A 26,342-nucleotide genomic window follows, 5' to 3' on the forward strand; every position below is an offset into this window, starting at 1 on the left:
CAGGTGGAGTTCCGCGTCATGGGCCCCGTGGAGCTGTGGATCGACGGCCGGCGGCGCGATCTCGGAACGGCCAAGGAACGCCGCGTGCTGGCGGCCCTGCTCCTCAGCCCGCGCCGGGCCGTACCCGCCGAGTCGCTCGTCCGCCGCGTCTGGGACGACGACCCTCCGCCCAAGGCGCGGCAGAGCCTCTACTCCTACATCACGCGCCTGCGGCACCGCCTGGAGGGGCTGGAGGGCGTCGCGCTCGCCTCGCGGCAGGGCAACTACGCGCTGGAGGTGGAGGACGAGGCGGTCGACCTGCACCGCTTCCGCCTGCTGCGCGACCAGGCCCGCGCCATCGCCGGGAGCGGCGACGACGAGTACGCCCTGGAGCACTACCGCGAGGCCGCCGCCCTCTGGCGCGGCCCGCCCCTCGCCGACCTGTCCGGCGACTGGGTGGACCGTACCCGCAAGGGCCTGGAGGAGGAGCTCCTCGCCGCCGCGTTCGAACGCCTCGACATCGAGCTGCGCCGCGGCAACCACGCCGACGCGGTGGGGGAGCTGGCCGACCTCGCCGACCGGTACCCGTTCGACGAGCGGGCCGTCGAGCGGCTGATGGTCGCGCTGTTCCGCTCGGGCCGCCAGGCCGAGGCCCTGGAGACGTACCGCCGCACCCGCGGCCTGCTCGCGGACGAACTGGGCACCGACCTCGGCCACGGCCTCCAGGACCTGCACCAGCGCATCCTCCGCAACGACCCCGACCTCCTCCGCGCGCCCGGCGCGCGGCTCGCCGCGGGCGACGGGCCGCCGAACAACCTGCCGTACGACGTGCACGCGTTCACCGGACGGGTCGAGGAGCTGCGGGAGGCGCTGCGCGCGGTGCCGTCGCCCGCGGGGGAGGGCGGGCCGCCGAGGTCCGGGTCGGCCGCCACCGTGATCACCGTGGACGGCATGCCGGGCGTCGGGAAGACCGCGTTCGCCGTCCGCCTCGCGCACCTGCTGAGCGGCCGGTTCGCCGACGGGCAGATCTTCGTGAGCCTGCGCGCGAGCGACGCCGGGCGCGAGCCGCTCGACCCCGCGAGCGCGCTGGACACGCTGCTGCGGGTGGCGGGCGTCCCGGCCGCCCGCATCCCGCGCGACGCGGACGAGCGCGCGGCGCTGTGGCGGTCCAGGCTCGCGGGCGGCAACGCGATCCTCGTCCTGGACGACGCCGCGGGCCACGACCAGGTGCGCCCGCTGCTGCCCGCCGCCGCGGGGTGCCTGGTGATCGTGACGAGCCGGCGCCGCCTGTCGGGCCTGCACGACGCGCATCCGCTGTCGCTCGAGGTCCTCCCGCCGGACGACGCGGCCGACCTGTTCACCAGCGTGGCGGGGTCCGGCCGAGCCCTCGACCCGTCCGACGTCGCGGCGGTGGTCGAACGCTGCGGCTTCCTGCCGCTCGCCGTCCGGATCGCGGCCAGCAGGCTCCGGCACCGCCGCAGCTGGAGCGTCGCCGACCTGCTCGGCAGGCTCACTCCCGACGACCGGCGCCTGGAGGAGCTGCGTGTCGAGGGCAGCGAGATCACCGGCGTGTTCGAGGCGTCGTACCGGGCCTTGCCCTCGCACCTGCGGCGGGCGTTCCGGCTCCTCGGCCTGCACCCTGGCCCGCATGTCAACGCGCACGCCGCGGCGGCCGTGCTGAGCGTCCCCGTCCGCGAGAGCGAGCGGATCCTCGACGAGCTGCTCGACCGGCACCTGATCGCCGAACCCGAGCGGGGACGCTACCGCTTCCACGACCTCGTCCGCGAGTACGCCCGGCGGCTCGCCCACGAGGAGGACGGGCCCGGCGCACGGCGCGAGGCCGGGCACCGGCTGCTCGACTACTACCTGGCCGCCGCCGACCGCGCGGACCGCACCCTCATGCCGCACCGACGCCGGATCGCCGTGCGGATCTCCCACCGGCCGCGCGACCTGCCCCCGCTCGCCACCGAGAAGCACGCCCAGCAATGGTTGGCGGACGAGCACGAATGCCTGCTGAACGCCGTCCGGTACGCGGACGGGCACGGGTGGGCGGGCCATGTCGCCCGCTTCGCGCACGTCTTGGCGGGGCATCTGGAGGCCCGGGGGCACTGGGACATGTCGGCGCGCCTCCATGAGCAGGCGATCGCGGTCTGGGACGACGCGGGCGATCCGAGGGGAACGGCGCAGGCGCTCTCCGACCTCAGCCACATCCGCTTCCGCGGCGGCGAGTACGCGTCGGCGATGGAGAGCGCCGAGGAGGCGTTGAGCATCTACCGTTCCCTCGCCGAGGACGGGCCCGCCGGACCGCGGGCGCTGGAGGCGCGGCGGGCGGAGGCGGACCTCCTCGACCACCAGAGCCTGATCCTTTGGCACCGGTCGCGGTTCGCCGAGGCGCTGGCCCGCAGCCGCCGGTCCCTGGAGCTGCGGCGGGCCCTCGGCGACCGCCACGGCGAGGCGCTGAGCCTCGACCACTCCGCCATCTTCCTGGAGTACCTCGGCCGTTACGAGGAGGCGGCGGAGCTGCGGAACGAGGCGCTGCTCATCTTCGAGGAGCTGAACGACGCGCGCGGCCGGACGATGGTGCTCAACAACTCCGGCGACCTCGCGCTGAGGCTCGGGCGGGTGGACGAGGCCCTGCGTCACTACGAGCGCACGGCCGAGGCGGCGGCGGAGCTCGGCCGCCAGCACGAGGCCATCTGGCTCATCAACATGGCCAACATCGACCAGATCCACGGCCGCACGGACGAGGCGCTCCAGAGGTACCGGAAGGCGCTCGCCATCATCTCCGCGCTCGGCGACCGGCGCACGGAGGCCGAGATCCTCGTCGGCATCGGAACGGTCTTCGCGCGCGGCGGGCGGTTCGGCGAGGCCATCATCCACTATCAGAAGGCGCTCGACCTCGCGCGGACGATCGCGGAGCTCTACGAGGAGACGCTCGCGCTGCGCAAGCTCGGCGAGGCCCACGCGGGGTCCGGACGGCACGCGGTCGCGCTGGACCACTTCCGGCAGGCACACGAGCTGGCCGTCCGCACGGGCGTGCCGTACGAGACGGCGAAGGCGCTGGAGGGGATGGGCTCCGCGCTGCTGCACCTGCGCGGCCGCGACGCGGCCCGCGCTCGCTGGCGGGAGAGCCTCGCGATCTTCGAGCGGCTGGGCGGCCTGCCCGAAGCCGACCACGTCCGCTCCCGCCTCCTGGGCGCGGACCCCGCCGCCGGAGCCTGACCCCGACGAGTGCCGCACATTACCGGCATGTCGGATGAGATCCAGTATTTCCTCGTGCGGCGTGCTTATTCCAGATAGAGTCCTCGCGTCCCGGGCGCGCACGGGATGCGAGGACCTGATTTTTCGACGATTTCGAGAAAGGTGACCTGGTGACTCGACGTTGCGTCATCGCGGCCGCCCTGGTGACGGCCTTCGTCGCCGGGTTCGCGATCGAGGCGCAGGCTGCGCCCTCCGTCCACATGACGATGGCCGGCCAGTGCCGGCAGCAGGTCCACATGACCTGAACGATCGCCCGGCCGATTCACCGCGCCCCGGACCCGCGCTCGACGCGGGCCGGGGCGTTCGCCGTTGGGAAGCGTGGGAGCCAGGGTAACCGCTCGCATCGAGGTGCGCGGGGGTGGGGGAATCGGGGGGTTCGGCGCAGGCTCGCCTGTTGCGGGGCGGGCTGGTGTGACACGGGGGCGCGTGTTGCGCTGAGCAGTCCGAGGGCGGGGCAGTGCCCGCCCACGAACGGACGACTGAGGCATGAACGAACCCTCTCGCTCAGCCCCGCCGCGACGCGGGGACCGGCGTGCGGCCCGGCGGGGCCGGGCGCCGGGCACGCGGCGGCGGCCCGTGCCGCCCCGGCGGCGGTCGCCCGCGATGGCGGTCGCCGCCGCCGTCCTCGGCACCGTCGCGTTCGCCGGGACGCTCGCGGGGCTGACCGCGCTGCTCGACGGGCACGGACGGCGAACGCCGGTCGCGGGGGCGGGTGCGCGGGCTGCACGACGCCCGTCGCGCCGGCCGGGGCCACCGCGGCCGAGCAGACGCTCGTACCGCGCCCTTCGCCTGGACCGGCGCGTTCCGGCGCGCCGGGCGGGAAGCGCGGGGCGGAACGGGCCGCACCGGTCACGCGCACGCCCGGCGTTGAACGGTCCCTGCCGCGGTCGCGGACGCCCTCGCCCAAGGCGCGCGGGCGGGCGGCGGTCGCCTACGCGGCCAGGCCCGGCGGCGGCACGTACACGATCACGAACCGGGGCGGCGCGACGCTGCCCAGGTGGCGGCTCAGCTTCACGCTGCCGCGCGGGGGCTGCTCCCCTTCGGGCCGCTCGGGCCGGGCCGCGACGGCAGGACGTACGAGGCGAGCGGCGGCCCGCTCGCGCCGGGGGAGAGCGCGACGGTGCGCTTCACCTACCTCGGCCGCCCGCCGACGCCCACGAACTGCCGGGTCAACGGGGCGCCCTGCTAGTTCAGTCGTGCGCCCGGAGCCACTTCAGGACCTTCTCCCGCGTGCCGGAGACGCTGAAGATCGAGCCCGCGTGCCTGGTGCCCTCGACGACCTCGGCCGTGCAGGGCACGCGGGCGGCGGTGAGGGCGGAGCAGAGCTGCGCCGAGTGCGCGGGCCCGACGAACTCGTCCCGCGAGTGGAGCAGGTACATGGGGGTGTCGCCCGCGCCCGCGCGGTACTTGGCCGCGGCGTCCTTCCAGCGGTTCCAGCACGCGGCGTTCCCCGGGTCGGGGTGGCAGCGCGTCAGCAGGACGGCGTTGTCGCGCAGCTTCACCCTGGCGCCGGACGCGCCGTTCGCCTGGCCGTCGTTGTAGGCGCGGTACGGGTCGGCGGGGGGCGAGAGGGCGACGGCGCCGCGCAGCAGGCCGGTGCCCTTGCCGTACGTGCCGAGCGTGGCGACCAGGTGGCCGCCCGCCGACGACCCGAGCGCGACGATCCGGCCGGGCGCCACCCCGAACCGCGACGCGTGCGAACGGACCCACAGGACCGCCGACCGCACGTCGTCGCGCTGCGCCTTCCACCCGGCCTGGCTGTCGTAGCGGTAGTTGACGGAGAAGACGGCGTAGCCGCGGTCGACGAACCAGCGCGCGGTCGCCGCCCAGTCGCCCTTGTCGCCGCCGTACCAGTAGCCGCCGTGCACGATGACCAGCGCGGGCTTCGGCGCGCCGCCCGGCCGGTGGTACGCGTCGAGCCGCTGCCGCGGATGGCTCCCGTACGCGTGGGTCCCCTCGGTGACGGCCGCGCCGCTCGCGGACATCGCGCGGGCGGCGGCGCGGCTGCCGTCCACGGTCGCGTTCCGCGTGACCGGGTCGGGCGCCGCCGCCGGCGCGGGCCGGGCGCGGGCCGCGGCCGGGGCCGCGGTGGCGGTGCGGGCCCTGATCCAGGCGAGCGTCTTGCTCTTGACCGCGGACGTGAGCAGGTACGCGCCGCTCGCGCTCCCCGGCACGGTCTCCGTCGTCGCCTGGACGCCCTCGGCCCGCAGCGCCGCCGCCAGGTCGGACGCGTGGCCGGACGTGACCGTCGTGTCCCGCTGGGCCGTCAGCAGGTACGCGGGCGCGTCGCCCGCCGACGCGTGCGCCTTGGCGACCATGTCGTTCCAGCGGGACCAGCAGGGCGCGTCGCTCCGCGCCGGGTAGCAGCGGGCGAGGATGGTCGCGTTGTCCCGCACGGCCCTGCGCGCCGCGGACGAGGCGTAGGTCGGCGCGCCGCCCCACGACCGGTACGGCGACGTGATCGCCGACAGCCCGATCACTCCCCGCACGAGCGTGCCGCCCGTCCCGTAGGTCCCGGCGGACGCGGCGAGGTGGCCGCCCGCCTGCGCGCCCATCACCACGAGCTTGTCGGGCGCCACGCCGAACCGGGAGGCGTGGGCCTTGATCCAGGCGATCGCCGACAGGACGTCGTCGCGCGGGCCGGGCCACGCCGCGTCGGTGTTGTAGCGGTGGTCGACGGAGAACACGGCGAGCCCGCGGTCGGCGTACCACCGCGCGGCGCTCGCCCAGCCGCCGCCCCGGCCGCCGTTGTCCCAGGTGCCGCCGTGGACCAGGACGAGGCCCGCGCGCGGCGTGCCCGACGGCCGCCAGTACGCGTCGAGGGCCTGCCGGGCGTGCGAGCCGTAGGCGTACGTCCGCTGGTTGACGGCCGCGGCATGCGAACCGTTCGCCGAAGTCAGCACCGTCGCCGCCACAGCGCAGGCGGCGAGGAGCGACAGCAGGCTCTTGCGCATCAGATGGGTCCCTGGGTGTCCGGAAGTCACGGAGTGGCGGGAGGCACGAGAGTTGCAACCGCTTCCTTGACGCCCCGGCAAAGGGCACGGTTTACCGTCCCGGACGGGATATCGGAGAGGACCGTTCCAGGCACGAAGAAAGACCGAAGCCCCGCCCCGGCGGAGCGCCGGGACGGGGCGGGACGGGGCGGACGGTCAGGGATGGACGGGCGTCGAGGGGCCCTGGTACATCGCGTTGACGACGATGGGCCAGGTCGCCCGGGGCCAGCTCCGGAAGGTGATCTCGCTGGCGGCGATGGTCGCGTGGCCCTCGCCGACGTCGAACGACGCGACGTTGGCGAGGCCGCCGAGGGCGTCGGTGCCCTTGGCGTAGCCGCTGACCAGCAGGTCGCCGGACGGGTAGGCGGACGCGACGTCGGCCTTGCCGGTGATCCGGTAGGCGGCGTCGCGGTTGAACCAGACGGGCCACTCCTCGGGCATGCCCCAGGCGGCGGGCACGTCGGGCTTGTACGAGGCGCGGATGAGCGCCCCGGGCACGGTGAACCCGCCGCCGGTCGGCGCGGCGTTCCGCATGGGCAGGTCGAGGAGTTCGCGGGCCGTCTCCGAGCCGCTGCCGATGGCGACGAGGTTGCCGCCGCCGGACACCCAGTCGGACAGGGCCTGCCAGCCCTTGTCGCCGACGCCGCGCGCCCACGCGAACTCCTTGGGGTTCTTCGCGGGGTCGAGGCCCTTGACGATGCTGTTCTTGGAGACGCCGTCGGAGACGACGATGGTGTCGTAGTGCGATTTCAGGTCGGCGTAGTCGTCGGCGCCGACGACCTTGTAGTTGACGCCGTACTGGTCGAGCATCCACATCATCCAGCCGCCCGGCATGTTGTTGGCGCCGCGGATGAGGCCGACGCGGGTTCCGGGCTTGAGCTTGAAGCCATCCACCTTGGGGAGGGCGTCGCTGCCGTGGACCTGGAGGCCCGTTGAGGACGAGACCCGTTGCAGCACCTGGCGGGCGGCCTCGGTAGGCGGGACGACGAGGGTCCCTGGGGCGAACGTGCGGCCCGCCTTGAATTCCTCGGACGAACGCAGAACGGGAACGTTCGCCTTCTGCAACTGCGCCAGTGCGTGGCCCACGCCGTAGGAATCGGGGGCCACGAGGTACGCGCCGCGTGGAGTGGACGGCATCCGGGTCGGTGCGGGCATCACCCGTTGCACGCGCTGGAGTTGCGCGTTGAACGGCTTCGACACCGGAACGGCGTCGACCCCCATGAGAAGCGCCACGTTATCCGTGGTCTCGCTGTACGGCATGATGACCGGGCACTCAGGGCACTTGCGCGCGGCCTTCTCCGGATACACGTCCTTCTTGAGCAACTGGTCGATCCAGCGGCCCATCGGCTGCCGCGTGCGCAGGACGTACGAGCCGGCCGGGTACGACTTGCCGTTGGCGCTGAACGGGGCCCTTGCCTGCTCGATCTCTGCGCGGCCGAACTCGAAGACGCGCATCATTTCGAGCACGGCGTACGGGTCGCGCTGGTTCGCCGGGACGACGTACGCGTACGGCAGGTCCGTCTGCGTCTGCGCCTTGTGCGACACCTGGTAGAGGTTGTTGTAGAGCCAGGACGCGCCGTTCTTGGCGACGTTGTCGATGCCCGCGTACGCGGCGGTCTCGGCGTACGCGACGATCTGCTCCAGCGTCCAGGTGTCGCTGTCGTACGGCTGGAGCGTGCGCATCGTGAGGTTCTGCGAGCCGAGCGGCTTGCCGTCCGGGCTCCTGTACGGGTACGCGAGGTCCTTCGCCCCGGCGATCTCGGTGAGGAACAGCGACGTCCCGAGGAACGTCGAGAAGCCCATCACGTCGGCGTTCCAGAAGATGCCGTACGCGTCGTCGGAGGAGACGCCGCGCTTGCCCTCGGCGGTGAGGGCGCGCGCGGCGACCTGCCCCTGGGTGTTGGCGGACTGGATCGTGATCGGGTCCACGCCGGTGCCGAGCGGCTCGTCGTACGGCGGCGTCCACAGCCGCGGCCCGCCCGTCCCGGCCTGGTGCATGTAGTGCCCGGCGACCGGCCGGTACGTCTGCTCCAGGCGGACGCGCGTGCGCGTCTCGCGCTGGGTGAACATGAACCAGTCGCGGTTGTCGTCGTGCCCGATGTACCGGTGGTAGAGGTCGGGGTAGACCCGGTCGTACGGGGTGTTCGCGGTCCGGTTGAAGTGGTCCACGACCAGGTGCTGGCCGTCGGGGTTGCCGGACGGGATGACCATCAGGACCGCGTTGTCGAGGACGCCGCGGGTGTAGCCGGAGTCCTCGGTCGCGAAGCGGTGCACGATGTCCACGAGCGCCTGCGTGTTGCCGACCTCGGTGGAGTGCAGCGTCCCCTCCATGAGGTAGACGGGCTTGCTGCGGGCGGCGAGGCGGCGCGCCTCGGACTCGGAGACGCCCGGCTCGGCGAGCCGCCGGTTGTCGCGGACGATCCGGTCGAGGTCGCGCAGGTTGCGGGGCGAGCTGACGAACACGACCGGGTAGTCGTTGCCCATCGTGGTCCTGTCCGCGACCTGGTACCGCACCCGGTCCGAACGGCCGTCGATCAGCTTGAGGTAGTTCTTGATCTTGTCGAAGCCGGCGAGCCTGCCGGTCGTTCCCATCGCGAAGCCGAAGTAGTCCTTGGGCGCTGGAATGTTCCTGCCGGTGCGGGCGGCCGTGTCACCGGTGCCGAGCGCGTCGGAGGACGAGGTCACTCCGACGAGCGCGGCGGCGGTCAGCACGGCGGCCAGGACGCGGGCGGTCCGCCGCGGTGGCATCCGTTCTCCTGGTGGTGCGGGGGGAGTGGGCGAGGAAGAGGAGGGACGGGACGACCGGCCGGTCGGTTGTGCCCAGCGTGAATCCCCTCCGACGATCAATCAACCCCTTGATCGCCCCCGCCCCTCCTGCTACCGCCCGCCGTCCGACCGGCTCCCCCGGGCCCTCGGCCCTCGGCCCCTCGCGCAACGGCCTGGGGAACGCGGTCAGACGAAGTGGTTGTCGTGCCTGAGGAAGAACTCGTGCTTCTCCTCTTCCGTCATTCCCGGCAGGTCGCGGAATCCCTCGAAATACCCTTCGCGCGGGGCGCCCGGCGTGAACAGGAGCAGGAGGGAGGCGGGCTCGTCGGTCGCGTTGTGGAACGCGTGGAGGCCGCCGATCGGGACGTACAGGAAGTCGCCCGGCATCCCGTCGATCCACTTCTCGCCGTTGTAGAGCGCGACCGAGCCGGAGAGCACGAAGAACGACTCCGACATGGTCTTGTGGAAATGCTCGGTCGGGCCCTTGCCGTTCGGCGGCATGTCGATCCGGTACAGGCCGAACTCGCCGCCGGTGGAGGCGCCCGTCGCCAGGTAGTGCGTCTCCTGGCGCTCGCTGGCGCCGGTCCGTCCGCCGTCGTGGCCTTCGGAGACCAGGTCGGGCGGGGTGTCCGCGGGCCGGAACGACGCGTTGACCAGGCCGGTGGTGCCGCCGTAGCGCGCTGGAGGGTAGGACAGGAACGACATCTCGGTTCTCCTTCGTCGGTTCGTCTCGACCGTTCCCGGTCGCGAGATCGACATTGCCATGGACCTCGGGTTTCGCGGGGGCGGGTGCGGGTCCCGGAGGCGGCGTGGACGAGAATCGGCCTGCTTTCGACATCTACACGCCGAGCGGAGCGTTCATGGGCATCCTCGACAGGTTCAGGCTGGACGGCAGGGTCGCGATCGTCACCGGCGCGTCCTCGGGGCTCGGGGTCGCCGCCGCGCGGGCCCTGGCGGAGGCGGGCGCGGACGTCGTGCTCGCGGCGCGGCGGGCCGACCGGCTCGCCGGGACGGCCGAGCTGGTCGAGAAGGCCGGGCGGCGGGCGCTGTGCGTGCCGACGGACGTCGCGTCGCCGGAGGCGTGCCGCGCGCTGGCCGAGGCCGCCGACGGGTTCGGGACGGTCGGCGTGCTGGTCAACAACGCGGGCGTGGGCGGGGCGGTGCCCGCCAGCCGGGAGACGCCCGAGCAGTTCCGCGGCGTGCTCGACGTCAACCTCTCCGGCGCGTACTGGATGGCGCAGGCCGCGGCGGCCGTGATGCGCGACGGCGGGTCGATCGTCAACATCGCCAGCGTCCTCGGCCTCGTGACCGCCGGGCTGCCGCAGGCCGCGTACGCGGCGTCCAAGGCCGGGATGCTGGGCCTCACCCGCGACCTCGCGGCGCAGTGGAGCACCCGCAAGGGCATCCGCGTCAACGCCATCGCGCCCGGCTTCTTCGAGACCGAGATGACGGACGAGTACCAGGAGGGCTACCTGGAGAGCCGCCTCGCGGGCGTGCCGATCCCGCGCCCCGGCGACGCGGAGGAGCTCGCCGCGGCGGTGGTGTTCCTGGCGTCCGAGGCGTCCTCCTACACGACCGGCGCCACGTTGACGGTGGACGGCGGGCTCGTCATCTCCTGACCGGCCGCGGGCAGGCCGAGGCCGTCGGCGAGGGCGGCGAGGTGGTGGTCCTCGTCGCCGAACGCGAGGGCCGACGCCGTCGCGTGCCGCGCGAACAGGTGCAGGTCGTGCTCGCGGGTGAACCCGATCGCGCCGTGCACCTGGTGGCCGAGCGCGCAGACCCGCTCGTACGCCGCGCTCACCCACGCCTTGGCCGTCGCGACCTCGCGCGCCGCGTCCAGCCCGGCCGACAGCCGCCAGATCGCCTCGTAGGCGGTGAAGCGCGCGCCGAGCACGTCGATGGCCATGTCGGCGCAGTGGTGCTGGACGGCCTGGAACGACCCGATCGGCGCGCCGAACTGCTCGCGCTCCGCCGCGTACGCCACGGTCAGGTCGAGGACGCGCTGGGCCGCGCCCGCCATCTCCGCGCACGTCGCCGCCGCGCCGAACGCCGAGACCGCCGGGACGGCCCCGTCGCCGAGCGCGCGGTCCGCCGGGACGCGGACGCCGGTGAACGTCGCGTCGTGCGCGCCGTCCAGGCCGATCGTCCCCGCGGGTTCGAGGGCCAGGCCGGGGGACGCGGCGTCCACCAGGAACGCGCGGGGAGCGCCGTCCAGCGCGGCGACCGCGAGGAGGGCCTCGGCCGCGCCGCCGAACGGGACGGACGCGGCCGTCCCGTCGAGGACGAAGCCGTCGCCCGCCACGGCAGCCCGCAGCGGGAACTCGCCCGGACGGTCCCAGGGCGCGGGCGCGCAGGCCATGACGCGCCCGCGCGCGATCGCGCCCAGCCACTCGCCCTTCTGGGCGGCGGTGCCGTGCCGGGCGATCGGCATCCCGCAGCACGCGACCGTGGACAGCAGCGGGCTCGGGACGAGCGCGTGACCGAGCCGTTCGAACAGCAGGCACGCCTCCAGGAACCCCGCGCCCGCGCCGCCGTGCTCCTCGGGGAACGCCAGGCCGGTCCAGCCGAGCTCGGCCATCTCCTTCCACAGCGCGGCGGAGTGGCCGGACGGCTCGTCCAGCACCGCCCGCGCGCCCGCCGCCCCGGCCCGCGCCTCCAGCAGCTCGCGGGCAGTGGACGCGATCAGCTCCTGGTCCGCGGTGAGGGTCAGGTCCATGACGCCGGGATCTTGTCGGAGCGCACCCACACGCCCGGCCGCTCCTCCCAGAAGAGCTGCACGAGCACGCCGCCGGTGTGCTTGGGGTGGATGAACGCGTCGCGCCACGCCGCGCCGTCGGTGGCGCCCTCGTTCTCGCCGAACGTCGGGGTGCCGTGGTGCGCGCACGCCGCCATCGCCCGGTCCCAGTCGGCCACCTCGAACGTGACGTGGTGCGCGGCGGCGCCGTTGCGGTCCCAGAACCGCTCGATGAACGAGTCCTCGCCGCGCGGCATGATGATCTCCCAGCAGATCGCGCTGCCGGGGACGTTCATCACCAGGTCCGCCATGTCGGGGTGCTCGTCCAGCGGCGTCCGCCAGACCGGTACGAACCCGGCGAGGCCCTCGTACCAGCGGGCCAGCTCGTCGCGGTCGGGGAACGCCTGGCACACGTGGTCGAGGCCCACGATGCCGAGCGCGGGCCCGTCCCGCGGCCCGGACTCGGCGGGCACGGCGGCGTCGTCGCCGCACAGGCCGAGGCCGCCCGGCCCGCGCATCCGGAACAGCACGCCGGGCCCGTGCTCGGGCGGTGACAGCGACGCCTCCAGCCAGCGGCCGGACGCGCCGTCCACCGCCTTGATCCCGCGCGCCTCCAGCTCGGTCCGCACCGCGGCGAGGTCGGTCACCTCCGCGCCGACGTGGTGCAGGCCCGCGCGCCCGCCGTGGTCGTCCAGGTACGCCTGGAGCGGGGACCCGTCGCCGTACGGCGCGACCACCTCCCACGCCTGCCCCCAGCTCCCGGGCACCTCCAGCCGTACGCCGCGCGTGCCGTCCGCCTCGCTCTCCCAGCTCCGCACGCGCTCGAACCCGAACAGCCGCTCCAGCAGTCCGACCTGCGGTTCGGGATCGGGCGCCACCTGGCCGACGTGGTCGATCCGGTAGATCCGCACAGTGCCTCCTCGTTCCGTCGTCTGTGTTCCGTGCGCGCGGAGGTTCAGCTCGGGTGCGGCTCGATCCAGTCGTAGCCGTACGTGACCAGCTCCTTGACGAGCCGGAGGTTGTAGCGGTTCATCGCGGCGATCCGTTCGGCCAGCTCGCCGACCCGCTTGTCGAACTCGTCCGCCGGGTACACGTCGTTGACCAGGCCGAGGCGCATGGCGCGCTCGGCGTCGATGCGGGCGCCGGTGAACAGCAGCTCCTTGGCGAGCGCCTTGCCGATCCGCGCGGGCAGCCGCTTCACCCCGCCCCAGCCGGGCGCGGACCCGCCGAACTCCGGCTGGTCCGGGTCGCCGTCCTCGGTCATCTTCGGCCGGTACGGGGGCCGCGCCGACAGGGTGATCTCGACCAGGCCCATCTTGGCGTCGTCGGACGCGACGATGAAGTCCGCGGCGAGGGCCAGCTCCAGGCCGCCCCCGACGGCGTACCCGTGCACGGCGGCGATCACGGGCACCGACAGGCGCTCCATCATCGCGAACGTCTTCTCGCCCAGCCGGCCCTGCTCGATCCGCTCCCTCTTGGTCAGCGTCTCCGACCAGCCGAGGTCCATGCCCGCGCAGAACGCGCGCTCACCCGCGCCGCGCAGCACGACCACGCACACGTCCTCGTCGTCGTCCACCGCGGTGAAGATCGCGCGCAGCTCCCGCATCGTGGTGGGCGTGAGCGCGTTCAGCTTCCCGGGGCGGTTCAGGGTCAGCCAGGCCACCCGCTCCTCGATCTTCAGATCGACGGTCTCGTAGGCGGGGCCGGAAGCGTTCGGGGGCATGAAAGTCCTCCTGGTGTGATCGGTCAGGGGGTACGCGGTCGCGGCCGGGGCAGGTTCAGGCCGCGCGTGGCGATGACGTTCCGCTGGATCTCGGTCGTCCCGCCGAGGAACGTCGAGGCGACCGCGTCCAGGCGCATGTGCGTGAAGGCCGCGGCGAGCGGCGCGCCGTCCCGCCGCCACCGCGCGGCCGACCCGCCGAACGCCCTGGCGCCCGTGCGGGCGAGCCGCTGGTGCAGTTCGGCGCCGAAGAGCTGGTTGACCGACGCCTCGTAGCCGGGCTCCTCTCCGGCGGCCTGCCGCGAGACGGTGTAGCGGGCGAGGTTGTAGAGCACCCTGACCTCGGCGTACCGCAGGGCGATCTCGCGGCGCAGCGACGCGGCGGCGCCCGGGTCGGTGCGGGCGAACGCGCGCCCCTCGTCCGTGCGCAGGTAGGAGACCAGGTCGGCGAGCGCGTGCTCGTACTTGACGGTCGCGCCGATCCCGGCCCGCTCGAAGCCGAGCGCGGTCATCGCCACGTACCAGCCGCGGTTCTCCTCGCCGACGCGGTCGGCGGCCGGCACCCGCACGTCCTCGAAGAAGATCTCGCAGAACGGCGCCGCGCCCCGCAGGTCGGTGATCGGCCGGACGGTCACGCCGGGGGCGCGCGCGTCGACGAGCAGGAACGTGATGCCGCGGTGCTTCGGCACGGCCTCGGCGTCCGTGCGCGCGAGGACGAACAGCCAGTCGGCGTACTGCCCGAGCGACGTCCACACCTTCTGCCCGTTCAGCACGTACGCGTCGCCGTCGCGCACCGCGCGCGTGCGCAGCGACGCCAGGTCCGAGCCCGAGCCCGGCTCGGAGAACCCCTGCGCCCACGTGACCTCGCCGCGCGCGATCCCCGGCAGGTGCGCGGCCTTCTGCCGCTCGGTGCCGTGCACGAGCAGCGTCGGCCCGAGGAGGAACGCGCCGATCCCGTTCACCGTCGGCACGCGCGCCCGCATCATCTCCTCCTGGAGGACGAACTCCTCCATCGCGGACAGGCCCGCGCCGCCGTACTCGCGCGGCCAGTGCGGCGCGATCCACCCGCGCTCGGCGAGCGCCGCCGCCCACGCCCGCGCGCCGTCCCGGCGGACGGGGTCGTCGCTCATCCGGTCCACGGGCCAGTTGTAACCGCGGACGTCCTCCGGCTCAAGGCTCTGCTCCGCCTCGCCGTCCGGCCGGTACGACGCGGGGAACCGCTCCCGCACGAACGCCCGCACCTCGTCCCGGAACGCGGCCTGCTCAGGTGTGTCGTCCCAGTTCACCGGCCCGCCTCCGCCCCGCCGTCCGGCCGTTCGCGGTCCCAGGTCGCCGGGGTCAGCCCGCCCTCGCCCTGCGCGCGCAGCCGGTACTTGGCGACCTTGTCGGTCGGCGTGCGCGGCAGCGCGTCCACGAACTCGACGTAGCGGGGGACCATCGACCTCGGGAGCCGCTCCTCGCAGTAGGCGACCAGCTCCTCGGGCGCGAGCGCGGTGTCCGGCTGGACGACCACGCTGACCTTGATGTCCTCGTCCTCCAGCTCGGACGGGACGCCGATCGCCGCGCTCTCCAGCACCGCCGGATGCAGGTTGATCTCGCATTCGAGGTCGAACGCGGAGATGTTCTCGCCGCGCCGCCGGATCGCGTCCTTCATCCGGTCCAGGAAGTAGAAGTAGCCGTCGTCGTCCCGCCACACGCGGTCCCCGGTGTGGAACCACATGTTGCGGAAGCACCGCGTGGTCGCCTCCCAGTCGCCGTAGTAGCCGGTCGTGATCACGAACGGCTGCCGCGGCCGCAGCACCAGCTCGCCGGGCTCGCCGGAGCCGACCTCGCGGTCGTGCTCGTCCACCACCGCGACCTCGAACCGCTCGTCGTGGGCCTGGCCGCACGAGCCCTCCCGCCACTCGCCGTACGGGCTGCCGGTGGCGATGCCCGCCTCGGTGCTGGTGTAGGTCTCCACCGACCGCACCCCGAACCGCTCGCGCAGCGGCTCGTCCAGATTGGACTTGCCCATGTAGAACGTCTCCAGCGGATGGTCCTTGTCGCGCGCCGACGGCGGCTGGTTCAGCAGGATCGGGATCATCGAGAAGACGCTCATCGTCACCCGCGCGTCGAACCGCCGCACGTCGTCCCAGAACCGCGACGCGCTGAACCGCTCCACGATCGCGATCGACCCGCCGCCGAGCAGCGCCGACATCATCCCGTCCCACAGCGCCGCCGCGTGGAACAGCGGCAGCGGGCAGTAGATCGTCTTCCCCCACCGGTCCAGGAAGTCCAGCGAGTCCCACGCGCAGGTCAGCGCCAGCGCGTGCGGCACCATCGCGCCCTTCGACGGCCCCGTCGTCCCGCTCGTGTACATGATCGCCTGGAGGTCGGCGAACCCCACGTCCACCGAGACCTCGCCGTTCTCCCGGCCGAGCAGGTCGCCCATCGGCCGCGCCGGCTTGCCGAGCGCGTCCAGCCCGTCGCCGTCCCGCACGATCACCAGCCCGAGCCCCGGCAGCCGGTCGGCGATCGGCGGGATCCGCTCGGCGTACGGTCCGTCCACCACCAGCCACCGCGCGTCCGAGCTGGTCAGCACGTGCCGCAGCAGCTCGCCCTTGTACCCGGTGTTGATCGGCACCGCGACCGCGCCGAGCCGCGCGATCGCGAACACCAGGTGGACGATGTCGGCGCCGTTCGGCAGCATCAGCCCGACGTGGTCGCCCCGGCCGACGCCGAGGGCGGCGAGGCCGCGGGCCATCCGGTCCGCCGTCGAGTCCACCTCGCCGTAGGTGACCTCCCCGTCCCGGAACTTCAGGAAGGGCTCCGCCCGGTGGATCCGTGCCTGCGTCCGGAGGACGTCCCCGAGGACGAAGCTCTCCAGTGTCTCCTTGCGCATCCGAACCTCCGCTGCCGCCCGCACGGCGACGCGTCTCAAGGGGTCCAAGGGGGGTGTGAGGGGTCCGAGGAGTGCGGCCGGCCTGGGCCGTGCGGCCGCTCCCGGCCGCCGATCGGGAACCTCCGGGCGAACGCCCGCGGCCGCCGCGGAACGATCTGGAGCGACCTGAAGTGATCTGGACACTAACGTCCATATCCGAACACGGATCCGAAACAGGATCAATAGCGACAAAGTGAGCAAAGAGGTACTAAAGGGATGCATGGGGCTTCCTGGGCCTCAGTGACGCGTGGACCGGCTCCGCCGCGCATCCGGGCCCGCCTGTGCGGTTCTCGCGCGTCCGGTACTCGCGCGTTCTCCTCGGCCGCCCTTGATCTGTGAATCCCGATTCACTAGCCTGTGAATCCCGATTCACCTCCCTTCCGCTGGAGGCAGGATGAGGACAGCGACCTCGGGCCCCCACGTTCGGGCGGCACGCCCGCCGGGGCGCCTCTACCGCCCGGCCCGCGGCTGTGGGCCACCTTGCAGACCGTTCGCTGGCTGCGGAGCTCCACCTCGTACATGGACCGGTGCCGTGCGCGGTACGGCGACATGTTCACCCTGAACCTGGTCGCGAAGGCGGCCGCCGGGCCCGCGGCCGACCGGGGCCGGGGACGATGGGTCTTCCTCGCCGACCCGGCCCACGTCAGGCAGGTCTTCACCGCGGACCCCGCGACCGTGCGTACAGGGGACACCAACCGGTTCCTGGCGCCGCTCGTCGGTGCGAGCTCGATCCTCCTGACGGACGAGCCGCAGCATGCGAAGCAGCGCAGGCTGCTGCTCCCGCCGCTGCACGGCGAACGCCTCATGGGCTACGGCGAGCTGATGTCGGACGTCGCCGAGGCGGAGCTGGCGCGCTGGCCGATCGGCGAGCCGTTCGCCCTCTGGCCCCGCATGCAGGCGATCACGCTGGAGGTCGTCGTCCGCGCCGTCTTCGGGATCGGGGAGCCGCGGCGGCTCGCCTACGTGACGGGGCTGCTGCGCACCATGCTCGACCGGATGACCAGCCCGCGCTGGCTCGCGGCGCAGGCCCTGCTGGCCACCGCGGCGCACGACCGGACCGGCGCGCTGTCCGGGGCGGCGCGCCGCCTGGTGGGGCCGGTGGACCGGGTCGTCCTCGCCGAGATAGCGCGCCGCCGCGCCGCCCCGGACCTGGACCGGCACGGCGACCTGCTGTCCCTGCTCGTCCAGGCCGAGTACGAGGACGGCACGGCGATGGGCGACGGGGAGCTGCGCGACGAGCTGATGACGCTGCTGATCGCCGGTCACGAGTCCACCGCCACGGCCCTGGCCTGGGCCTTCGAGCTGCTGCTGCGCCACCCGGACGGGCCGGCGAGGCTCGCCGACGAGGCCGACGCCGACCGGGACGAGTACGCCGACGCCGTGGTCAAGGAGACGCTCCGGCTGCGTCCCGTGCTCCCGTTCGTCCTGCGCAGCCTCGGCCGGCCGATGGAGATCGGCGGTCACCCGCTCCCCGCCGGTACGTGGCTGGCCCCGTGCGCCTACCTGATCCACCGCCGCGAGGACCTCTACCCGGAACCGCTGCGCTTCCTACCCGAGCGCTTCGTCGGACGGCCCGCGGGCGGCTCCACATGGCTGCCGTTCGGAGGAGGCGTCCGCAGATGCCTGGGCGCGAGCTTCGCCCAACTCGAGATGAGGCGCGTCCTGCAAACCGTGATCACCCGTGCCGAACTCGTCCCCGCCGAGACCGAACCCGAGCCCCCGCGCTCGCGGTTCATCACCGTCGCGCCCTCCCGGGGGGCACGGGTCGTCATGAAGAGCCGCCGTGCCCGTACCCCGAGGTCCGCACCCCGCACCTGGATGCCGGGATGACCGCGCCCGCCACCACGCGCGGACGGCTGGTGCGCGCCGCGTCGGAACTGCTTGAGGAAGCCGGATACGCGACGGCCTCGGTCGCGGCCATCGCCGAGCGCGCCGGGTTGGCGACGGGCGCGCTCTACCGGCATTTCCCGTCCAAGGCCGAGCTGTTCGTCGAGGTGTTCAGGAACGTCGCGGAGGCGGAACTGGTCGCGATGGAGTCAGCGGCCGAACGCTCCTCCGGCTTCGAGGAGCGGCTCGCGGCGGTCATCCGCACGTACGCGACGAGCGCGCTCCGCAATCGCCGCCTCGCCTGGGCGCTGGTCTACGAGCCCGTCGACCCGCTCGTGGACGCCGAGCGGCTGGCCTACCGGCGCCGCTACTGCGCCGGGATGGCCGATCTGCTCCGCGAGGGCGTCCGTACCGGGGCGATCCCGGAGCAGGACGTCGAGGTCGCCGCGGCGGCCGTGGTCGGCGCGATCGCCGAGGCGCTGGTCGGACCCCTGTCACCGCTGCCCGGCGGGGCGCAGTCGGAACCGGCGATCGTCGCCGCGATCGTCGGTTTCTGTCGCGGAGCCATCGGCCTCACCGCCGGCAGCCGAGGGAAGGAGAGCACGTCGTGACGGTGCGTTACGAACCCGATGGGGCGATCGTCGTCGTGACCATCGACCGGGTGGACGTGGCGAACGCGGTGGACCGGCCGACCGCCGAGGCGCTGGCCGGAGCCTTCCGCCGGTTCGAGGCCGACGACGATCTCGCCGTCGCGGTCCTGACCGGCGCGGGCGGTAAGTTCTGCGCGGGCGCCGACCTGAAGGCGATGAGCGACCGCTCCGCCGCCCACCGGGTCAGCCGGGTCGAGCCGGACGGCGACGGGCCGATGGGCCCGTCCAGGATGCTGACGGCCAAGCCCGTGATCGCCGCCGTGGAGGGCCACGCGGTCGCCGGCGGCCTGGAACTCGCCGCCTGGTGCGATCTGCGCGTCGTCGCCGAGGACGCGGTCCTCGGCGTCTTCTGCCGCCGCTGGGGCATCCCGCTCATGGACGGCGGCACGATCCGGCTCGCCCGCCTGCTCGGTCACAGCCACGCCCTGGACCTGATCCTCACCGGCCGCGGGGTCTCCGGCGCGGAGGCCCTGCGGATGGGCCTGGCCAATCGCCTGGTGCCGCCCGGCACGGCGTTGCCGGAGGCGACCGCGCTGGCCCGCGAGATCGCCGCCCGTCCCCAGGCCGCCCTGCGCGAGGACCGGCTCTCCTCGTACGAGCAGTGGTCGCTGGGCCTCCCCGACGCGCTGTCGGGGGAGTACCGGCACGGCATGAGCGCGCTCCGGGCCGGCGAACTGGTCGGCGGCCTCGAACGCTACGAGTCCGGAGCCTGGCGCGGCCAGGCCCCCGACAGCCGCTGACCGGAGGGCCGTACGAACCGGCCGACGAGCCGCCAGGTCGAGCCCGTCCGGCGCGGCGGAGATCACATTGACCGGACGGGCGGGGCGGTTAGGGTGGGGGCATGGGTTCGCTGTGATCGCCGGATGAGCGGCCGCGTCTGAGCTTGGCTCCGCGGTCGTCCCGTTCATCCGCGCGCTCTTTCTCTCCGCTGATTCGCCTTCGGGCGTCGCGTGCGCGGATGCGTCAACGATCCGTTCCTCACGGCTCCGGCCGGAACAGGGGGCGCCCCATGCGTGCCGCACATCTGTCACAACTCTCACTGCACGACGTCACCAAGCGCTATGACGAGCGGGTCGTGCTCGACCAGGTCTCGTTCACCGTCAGGCCCGGCGAGAAGGTCGGCGTGGTCGGCGACAACGGCTCGGGGAAGTCAACGCTGCTCAAGCTGCTCGCCGGGCGCGAACGGCCCGACAACGGCGAGGTCACCGTCGTCGCGCCCGGCGGCGTCGGCTACCTCGCCCAGGCCCTGGAGGCGGCCCCCGGCGCGACCGTCCAGGACGCGGTCGACCTCGCCCTCGCCGACCTGCGCGAGCTGGAGGCCCGGATGCGGGAGGCCGAGTCCCGCCTGACCGAGGACGGGCTCGACGCGTACGCGGCCCTGGTCGAACGCTACGAGGCCCGAGGGGGCTACGGGGCCGACGCCCGGGTCGACGTCGCGCTGCACGGGCTCGGCCTGCCGGGCCTCGAACGCGGCCGGCCCCTCGCGACGCTGTCCGGGGGCGAGCGGTCCCGGCTCGCGCTCGCCGCCACGCTCGCGGCCGACCCGGAACTGCTGCTCCTGGACGAGCCGACCAACGACCTGGACGACCGGGCCGTGGGCTGGCTGGAGGAACGGCTGCGGGCGCACCGCGGCACGGTCGTCGCGGTCACCCACGACCGGGTGTTCCTCGAACGGCTGACCAGCACGGTCCTGGAGGTGGAAGGAGGGAGGACGTCCCGGTACGGCGACGGCTACGACGGCTACCTCGCGGCGAAGGACGCCGAGCGGAGACGCCGGCTGCGCGAGTACGAGGAGTGGCGCGCCGAACTCGCCCGCAACCGCCGCCTCGCCGAGAGCAACGCGGTGCGGCTGGAGGCGATCCCGCGCAAGCTGCCGTTCGCGGTCTTCGGGCACGGCGGGTTCCGGTCGCGCGGGCGCGGGCACGGGGCGATGGTCCGCATCCGCAACGCGAAGGAACGCGTCGAGCGGCTGCGCGCCGACCCCGTCCCGCCGCCGCCGGAGCCGCTGGTCTTCACCGCCCGCCCCGTCACCGCGGGCACGGTCGAGGACGCGGTCGCGGAGCTGGCGGGCGTGGTCGTCGCGGGCCGCCTCGACGTGCCGTCCCTCCGCGTCCGTTCGGGCGAACGGCTGCTCGTGACCGGCCCGAACGGGGCGGGCAAGAGCACGCTCATGCGCGTCCTCGCCGGAGAGCTGCGGCCCGACGCGGGCTCGGTGGACGTGCGCGGACGGGTCGGGCACCTGCGGCAGGAGGAGGCGCCGTGGCCACCCGGCCTGACCGTTCCGCAGGCGTTCGCGCAGGGGCGGGAGGGCCATCCGGACGAGCATGTCGAGACGCTGCTGTCGCTCGGCCTGTTCTCCCCGCCCGACCTGCGGCTGCGCGTGGGCGAGCTGTCCTACGGGCAGCGCCGCCGGATCGAGCTGGCGCGCCTGGTGACCGACCCGGTGGACCTGCTCCTGCTGGACGAGCCCACCAACCACCTGTCGCCCGCGCTCGTGGAGGAACTGGAGGAGGCGCTCGCCGCGTACGAGGGCGCGGTGGTGATCGTCACGCACGACCGCCGCACGCGCTCCCGCTTCACCGGCGCCCACCTGAGCCTGCGCGAGGGCCACGTGACCGCCCTCCAACCCGCCTGAAGCCCGGCGCGCGCGTCCCCGCCTCCCACGCGCGCGCCGGGACCCGGCTCGTTGAGGGACGGGAGGACGCGCGTCGCCGCGCGTTCGTCTCACAGGCCACACAAAGACACATAAACGCGTCATGCCTTGCGAACATGGCCGCGCGTTCTGCGTTCAGTGTGATTACATAAAGTTACTAGTGCCCTCCTGTGCGAGTTTCCTGCACACTGGCGGGTGAGGCTGTATCTGAGCGGAGGTCTGAGACCCGATGTTGCTGAGTTTCCGGGCGGCCAACCATCGATCGCTACGGACCGAGCAACAGTTGCTACTCACTCCCGCCTACGCCGCGGACGCTCCGCCCGACCCGCCCTGGGAGGGTTTGACGGTCGCGGGCATCTTCGGCGCCAACGCCTCGGGCAAGTCCAACGTGATCGACGCGCTGGAGTACATGACCAGCATGGTCCGCAGGTCGTTCCGTGAGAGCGAGCCCGGCGGCGGCATCGAGCGCTACCCGTTCGCCTTGGATCCCGCGATGGCGGACGAGCCGTCGTCCTTCGTCGTGGACGTGCTGATCGACAACGTTCGCTACACGTACGGGTTCGCCCTGGACGACGTCCGGATCCTCGAAGAGTGGATGTTCAGCTATCCGAAGAAGAGGCGCCGGATCATCTTCCAGCGGCGCGGGGACGAATACACCTACGGTGACCATTCACCAGAGGCGATGCGCCAGGCGGAGCAACTCACCGAGCCCAACGTGCTGTTCCTGTCGGTGGGGGTCAGGTCCAAACAGCGTGTGCTGCTCCCCGTGTACTCATGGTTCCAAGACATCGAGTGGCGCACTTCGAGAGACATCGAATTCCGGTTCCTTTCGAGGGAACGCTGGTCTCCGGAGATCAGCCTGGACCGCCTCACCGACCTGCTGCGCGCCGCGGACACCGGAATCGAGGGCGCGGTGCTGGTCGACGAGTCCGAGGCGGAGTACTCCGCGCGCGTGGGCTCCCAACGCCGCAGAACGATGGAGGGAGCGGACCCGCCGCGCCGCAAGCGGCTCTACTTCCAGCACCGGGGCGCGGACGGGACGGCGGCGTTGAGCCTCAAGGAGCAGTCGACGGGGACGCAGTCGCTGTACCGGCTGGCCCGTCCCGCGTTCGTGGCGCTCGACAGGGGCACTCCCTTCGTGGTCGACGAGATCGATTCCAGCCTGCACCCGTTCCTGACGGCGCAGCTCATCAGGCTCTTCCGGGACCCGGCCACCAACCCGCGGGGCGCGCAACTGGTCTTCACCAGCCACGACGTGTCGCTGCTGGGCCGGATCCAGGGTGAGGAGATCCTGCGGCGCGACCACATCTGGTTCACGGAGAAGGACGACTGCGGGGCCACCGAACTGTTCCCCGTGTCGGAGTTCAAGCCGCGTCGGGACGAGAACCGTGAACGCCGGTACCTCGCGGGCAGGTACGGGGCCGTCCCGGTGGTCAACGACGAACTGTTCGTGGCCGCGCTCGCCTCCCGCGAGGACTCCGGCGATGTCGCCGAGAACTCCTAAGCCGAGCGGGCGCCCGACCCGGCCGCCGGCGTTCGACACCCAGACCGACCTGCGCCGCAGGCCGAGCGGCTCGCGTTCGGAACGGGGGAGCTTCCTGATCCTCTGCGAGGGGAAGACGGAGAAGCTCTACTTCACCGGGATGCGGTCGCGGCGCGGGCCCCAGCTCGCCGTCGACGTACCCGAGCGGGACCACCGCGGGATCGTCCAGGAGGCCATCGGCCGTCGCACCGCCGAGTACGACGAGGTCTGGTGCGTGCTCGACACCGAACTCGACGCGGCGCTGGCGGACGATCTGATCGCCGATGCGGAGAAAGGCGGGGTCGAGCTCGCGCTGTCCACGCCGTGTTTCGAGGTCTGGCTGATCCTGCACCTGGACGGGTGCGCGAGGCCCTTCCAGACGGCGGACGAGGCCAAGAAGAAGCTGAGCCGTATGCTTCCCGACTGGAACGAGTCGGAGACGAGGTACTCCGACTTCAAGAAGGGCGTCTCCCAGGCGTGCGACAGAGCGCGCCGCCTGGATGCGGGCACTGACGACCACATGCGCAACCCCTCGACCGGCGTCTGGCGCCTCGTCGAACGGATCCTCGCGCGCCCGTCCAGATAGCGGGTCAAGGCGCTACGGGGTTCCGCCCCTGGTGGCGGCGCGGTGAGAGCAGGGCAGTGGTGGGCCTGCCCTGTCGGCCGCGGCCGTCGTTCCGCCCGCGGTCGACGGGGTGGGGCACCCGCGCCGGGGCGTGGGTCAGTCGGCTATGAGGTGGGTGGTTGGGGTGCCTCGGCGGTTGGGGGTGCGTTCGCGTTGGCGGCGGATGGTGTAGGTGCCGGGGGCGATGCCGGTGCCGCCGTGTTCGGGGTGGATGAGGTAGGCGGGGGCGGTGGTGGTCAGGATGCCGAGGGCGAGGCGTTCGGCGTCGATGACGTCGGTGGTCCAGGTGCAGGTGCCGGGGTCGGCGACCAGGGTGTGGGGGTTGCCGCCCGCGGCGCCGCGGAGCAGTTCGACGCCGCCCGGCGGGACGGGGCGGCGGCGGGCCGCGGCCGCCTCGCGGACGTCGTCCAGCAGGTCCAGGGGGACGACGATCAGGTCGCCCTGGGCCTGGAGGCCGTCGACGACCGGGACGGCCACCTGGCGTTCGAGGTGGTCGAGGACGTCGAGTCCGGTGCGTTCGGTCAGTTCGGCGAGGGTCATCGTCATGGGCTTCACCTAGGTGCGTCGCTGGAGTGCGGAGTACTGGGCGCCGGTCAGGCCGTACGACCAGCCGGCGGCGGAGACGGGGTCGGCGATGGCGGCGGGGACGCTGAGGCCGTAGCGGCGGCGGGTCCCGTCGCGTTCGACGGAGCCGTTGACGGCCAGCAGGACGCGCGTCGCGCCGCCCCACAGGCGGGCGGGCATGTCGTAGAGGCGGAGCTCGCAGCCGGGGTTGCCGGGGTCGGGCGCGGTCGAGACCAGGTCCAGCCCGGCGCGTTCGATGTAGACGTCCCAGCCGATGCGCTCGATCGCGCAGCGGCGGACCTCGGCGTTGGGCTCGGCGACGATCCGGTCCACGGTCGGCTCGGCGACGACCCACTCGGGCACGCGGGTGCCGTGCCAGGAGTGCACGCCCCAGCCGTCCGCGTAACGGATCGCGTGCCCCTTGCCCGAGTGCGGGCGGATCTCGCCGTGCACGCTCCCGAGGACGGGCTCGGTGTGGACGGCGACGGGGCGCTCGGAGACGACGCAGACGTCCTCGCGCGGCCACCACCAGCCGCACGCCCCGGCGATCGCCGCCCAGACGTCGAGCTGCTCGTTCTGGAGGGAGGTGTAGGCGCGGCCGAGCGCGCGGCGGATCTGGTGGTTGCCGATCCAGTGCGCGTCGTGCTGGCCGTACCAGGTGAGTCCGGGCGTGTGCTCGGAGGCGAGCGCGGCGCGCAGCGGGCCCCCGAGCGCCTCGTGAACGGAGCCGTTCAGCGAGTCCTCGACCGTTGCGCGCAGCACCTCTTCGAGGCTGAGCCCTTCGCGCAGGGACTCCTGCGGCGGGAACGACCCGATCGTGCGCGTCGCCGGATGGAACGGCCACCGCGCCATGAGCCCGCGGCGGCGCGTGCGGGCGTCCAGGCCGCTGCGGAGCGAGGACGTGAGCGACGCCAGCCGGGCGGCGAACGGCCAGTCGGAGCCGAGGACGGGCGCCGTCGCCGCCCTGAGCCGGAGCGGCTCGCGGGAACGGCCCGGCAGGGTCGCCGCGTGCGGTGACTCGACCCAGACGAAACGGGCGGGCTCTGGCCCGCCATCTCGTACAGGGCGCTGATGGCGGATTCGGCGGTGGGACGGTCGGCGGGCAGCGTGCACAGGGCCTTGCCCAGCCATTCACCGCGGAGTTCGATCGCCCGGTCCAGGAGGACGCGGGGGTCTTCGATGGTCCGCCGTCCGGGGGGACGGCGCTTGGCGGAGTGCGCGCTTAGCGCGCTCGACCCGCTCACCGGAGGACGGCGGGGTCACCCTTTCCAACGATCATGGCGCCGATCGTGGCAGCACGGGCGGCCCCCCGCAACCCCTTTTCCGGCGGTCCCGGCCCGCGCGCAAGCCCGTCATCGGGCTGGCGGAGGCGCGGGCCGGGCGGGGACGGCGGTCAGCAGCTCTTGGGGAGGTGACCTTGATGACCCAGTTCCAGATCTTCTTCTTGCCCTTGGTGCGGGGGTTGACCGTCAGGCACTTGTACTCGCCCGCGCGGACCCCGTTGGAGGCGAACTGGTCGGCGAGGTACGCCTTGATCTTGCGCTTCTGCTTGCAGTGGTTGTTGAAGTAGATGGTCGTGGAGTCCAGGCCCGGGTCCCAGGAGACGTTGAGGTTGCGGCCCTTCGGGCTGGAGCACTTGAACGACTTGTAGTGGTACGACTCCGTGCCCGCCGGGGAGGCGGGCGCGGCCTTCGCGGCGGGCGCCGCCGGCGCGCTCTCCGCGGCGTTCGCGGCCGGGACGGTGAGGAGCATGGCCGCCGCTCCGGCGCCGGCGACGGCGGGGGCGAGCCTCTTCATGGACGCGGTGAAGTCGGTGTGGTTCGGCATGGCGCCACGATGGCAACGGCCGGGCCCGGAACCCAAGCGATCTTTGTCCAGCGGACGTCCAGGTTTCGCCGGACAAATGGACGCGCAGCTCAGCAGGGAGGTCCGGCGGCGGGACGGAACGAGGCGGCGGCGCGCGACGGGCGTCGGGGCGGTGCGCCGGACCCGCGGACGCGGCCCTGGAGAACCGGTCGATACCGGTCTTATTGCATTGGGTGACAATACTTGTGGACGGGACGGGTGGGACAGTAGCGTCCTTTGCTTACATGGGGAGCACCATGGGGAGTGCCAGGCCGGGGGCGCC

At 73.2% G+C, this 26,342-nt stretch carries 21 protein-coding genes; 10 read left to right on the forward strand and 11 right to left on the reverse strand.

Annotation, left to right across the window (positions count from 1 at the left end; translation table 11 throughout):
* The first annotated feature begins 3 nt into the window (after positions 1–3).
* The 3 genes from GEV43_RS22850 (at position 4) to GEV43_RS22855 (ending at position 4,429) form a co-directional block, all read left to right on the forward strand.
* Positions 4–3,201 (forward strand): tetratricopeptide repeat protein, encoded by a 3,198-nt coding sequence (locus GEV43_RS22850; protein ID WP_160822428.1) that lies wholly within the window; start codon positions 4–6, stop codon positions 3,199–3,201.
* A gap of 149 nt (positions 3,202–3,350) precedes the next feature.
* Positions 3,351–3,485 carry a hypothetical protein gene (locus GEV43_RS53895; RefSeq protein ID WP_302930939.1) on the forward strand — a complete coding sequence of 45 codons (135 nt, stop codon included), beginning with the start codon at positions 3,351–3,353 and terminating at the stop codon, positions 3,483–3,485.
* Between the two features lie 752 nt (positions 3,486–4,237).
* Positions 4,238–4,429 carry a hypothetical protein gene (locus tag GEV43_RS22855; RefSeq protein ID WP_160822429.1) on the forward strand — a complete coding sequence of 64 codons (192 nt, stop codon included), beginning with the start codon at positions 4,238–4,240 and terminating at the stop codon, positions 4,427–4,429.
* 1 nt (position 4,430) lies between these two features.
* On the opposite strand, the gene GEV43_RS22860 is transcribed toward GEV43_RS22855, so the two are convergent.
* The 3 genes from GEV43_RS22860 to GEV43_RS22870 form a co-directional block, all read right to left on the reverse strand.
* Positions 4,431–6,194: an alpha/beta hydrolase gene (locus GEV43_RS22860; protein WP_160822430.1), complete on the reverse strand. Its 1,764-nt coding sequence runs from the start codon at positions 6,192–6,194 to the stop codon at positions 4,431–4,433.
* A gap of 195 nt (positions 6,195–6,389) precedes the next feature.
* Complete coding sequence (locus GEV43_RS22865) at positions 6,390–8,981, reverse strand: M14 family zinc carboxypeptidase (RefSeq protein ID WP_160822431.1); 2,592 nt, start codon at positions 8,979–8,981, stop codon at positions 6,390–6,392.
* A gap of 204 nt (positions 8,982–9,185) precedes the next feature.
* Positions 9,186–9,704, reverse strand: a complete 519-nt coding sequence (locus GEV43_RS22870; protein WP_160822432.1) for a cupin domain-containing protein — start codon at positions 9,702–9,704, stop codon at positions 9,186–9,188.
* A gap of 104 nt (positions 9,705–9,808) precedes the next feature.
* Between GEV43_RS22870 and GEV43_RS22875 the strand changes: the two genes are divergently transcribed.
* Positions 9,809–10,618, forward strand: a complete 810-nt coding sequence (locus GEV43_RS22875) for an SDR family oxidoreductase (RefSeq protein ID WP_309239782.1) — start codon at positions 9,809–9,811, stop codon at positions 10,616–10,618.
* On the opposite strand, the gene GEV43_RS22880 is transcribed toward GEV43_RS22875, so the two are convergent.
* Genes GEV43_RS22880 through GEV43_RS22900 form a run of 5 tightly spaced genes read right to left on the reverse strand, consistent with a single transcriptional unit; the run spans position 10,567 to position 16,334 of the window.
* On the reverse strand, positions 10,567–11,715 hold the full coding sequence (locus GEV43_RS22880; protein WP_160822433.1) for an acyl-CoA dehydrogenase family protein: 1,149 nt from the start codon (positions 11,713–11,715) through the stop codon (positions 10,567–10,569). The genes GEV43_RS22875 and GEV43_RS22880 overlap by 52 nt on opposite strands.
* Positions 11,706–12,644 (reverse strand): VOC family protein, encoded by a 939-nt coding sequence (locus GEV43_RS22885; RefSeq protein WP_160822434.1) that lies wholly within the window; start codon positions 12,642–12,644, stop codon positions 11,706–11,708. Before GEV43_RS22885 ends, GEV43_RS22880 begins: the two co-directional genes overlap by 10 nt.
* A gap of 44 nt (positions 12,645–12,688) precedes the next feature.
* Positions 12,689–13,456, reverse strand: coding sequence for an enoyl-CoA hydratase/isomerase family protein (locus GEV43_RS22890; RefSeq protein WP_160822435.1), 768 nt, complete (start codon positions 13,454–13,456; stop codon positions 12,689–12,691).
* A 23-nt stretch (positions 13,457–13,479) separates the two neighbouring features.
* Positions 13,480–14,739, reverse strand: coding sequence for an acyl-CoA dehydrogenase family protein (locus tag GEV43_RS22895; RefSeq protein WP_160822436.1), 1,260 nt, complete (start codon positions 14,737–14,739; stop codon positions 13,480–13,482).
* A complete protein-coding gene (locus tag GEV43_RS22900) occupies positions 14,736–16,334 on the reverse strand; it encodes an AMP-binding protein (RefSeq protein WP_160822437.1) in 1,599 nt (532 codons plus the stop codon). Before GEV43_RS22900 ends, GEV43_RS22895 begins: the two co-directional genes overlap by 4 nt.
* Before the next feature lie 396 nt (positions 16,335–16,730).
* On the opposite strand from GEV43_RS22900, the gene GEV43_RS22905 reads away from it, so the two are divergent.
* The 6 genes from GEV43_RS22905 (at position 16,731) to GEV43_RS22930 (ending at position 23,611) form a co-directional block, all read left to right on the forward strand.
* A complete protein-coding gene (locus GEV43_RS22905; RefSeq protein ID WP_309239783.1) occupies positions 16,731–18,203 on the forward strand; it encodes a cytochrome P450 in 1,473 nt (490 codons plus the stop codon).
* Entirely contained in the window at positions 18,200–18,811 is a 612-nt protein-coding gene (locus GEV43_RS22910; protein WP_160822438.1) for a TetR/AcrR family transcriptional regulator, read from the forward strand. The genes GEV43_RS22905 and GEV43_RS22910 overlap by 4 nt, the downstream gene beginning before the upstream one ends.
* The gene (locus GEV43_RS22915; protein ID WP_160822439.1) at positions 18,808–19,590 is read left to right on the forward strand and encodes a crotonase/enoyl-CoA hydratase family protein; all 783 of its coding nucleotides are present in this window, start codon (positions 18,808–18,810) and stop codon (positions 19,588–19,590) included. The genes GEV43_RS22910 and GEV43_RS22915 overlap by 4 nt, the downstream gene beginning before the upstream one ends.
* Positions 19,591–19,859: 269 nt before the next feature.
* Complete coding sequence (locus GEV43_RS22920; RefSeq protein WP_160822440.1) at positions 19,860–21,485, forward strand: TlrC/CarA/OleB/SrmB family ABC-F type ribosomal protection protein; 1,626 nt, start codon at positions 19,860–19,862, stop codon at positions 21,483–21,485.
* Between the two features lie 301 nt (positions 21,486–21,786).
* A complete protein-coding gene (locus GEV43_RS22925; protein ID WP_241683011.1) occupies positions 21,787–23,007 on the forward strand; it encodes an ATP/GTP-binding protein in 1,221 nt (406 codons plus the stop codon).
* On the forward strand, positions 22,988–23,611 hold the full coding sequence (locus tag GEV43_RS22930; protein WP_160822442.1) for an RloB family protein: 624 nt from the start codon (positions 22,988–22,990) through the stop codon (positions 23,609–23,611). The genes GEV43_RS22925 and GEV43_RS22930 overlap by 20 nt, the downstream gene beginning before the upstream one ends.
* Positions 23,612–23,746: 135 nt before the next feature.
* Here the strand turns inward: GEV43_RS22930 and GEV43_RS22935 are convergent, their stop codons facing one another.
* The 3 genes from GEV43_RS22935 to GEV43_RS22945 all read right to left on the reverse strand — a co-directional run bounded on the left by GEV43_RS22935 (position 23,747) and on the right by GEV43_RS22945 (position 26,041).
* The gene (locus GEV43_RS22935; protein ID WP_160822443.1) at positions 23,747–24,196 is read right to left on the reverse strand and encodes a hypothetical protein; all 450 of its coding nucleotides are present in this window, start codon (positions 24,194–24,196) and stop codon (positions 23,747–23,749) included.
* A 9-nt stretch (positions 24,197–24,205) separates the two neighbouring features.
* Positions 24,206–25,327, reverse strand: a complete 1,122-nt coding sequence (locus tag GEV43_RS22940; RefSeq protein ID WP_206681241.1) for a DUF6745 domain-containing protein — start codon at positions 25,325–25,327, stop codon at positions 24,206–24,208.
* 162 nt (positions 25,328–25,489) lie between these two features.
* Positions 25,490–26,041 (reverse strand): hypothetical protein, encoded by a 552-nt coding sequence (locus GEV43_RS22945; protein ID WP_160822444.1) that lies wholly within the window; start codon positions 26,039–26,041, stop codon positions 25,490–25,492.
* Positions 26,042–26,342 lie beyond the last annotated feature (301 nt).

It is taken from the genome of Actinomadura sp. J1-007, assembly GCF_009793335.1.
GTDB lineage: Bacteria > Actinomycetota > Actinomycetes > Streptosporangiales > Streptosporangiaceae > Spirillospora > Spirillospora yumaensis.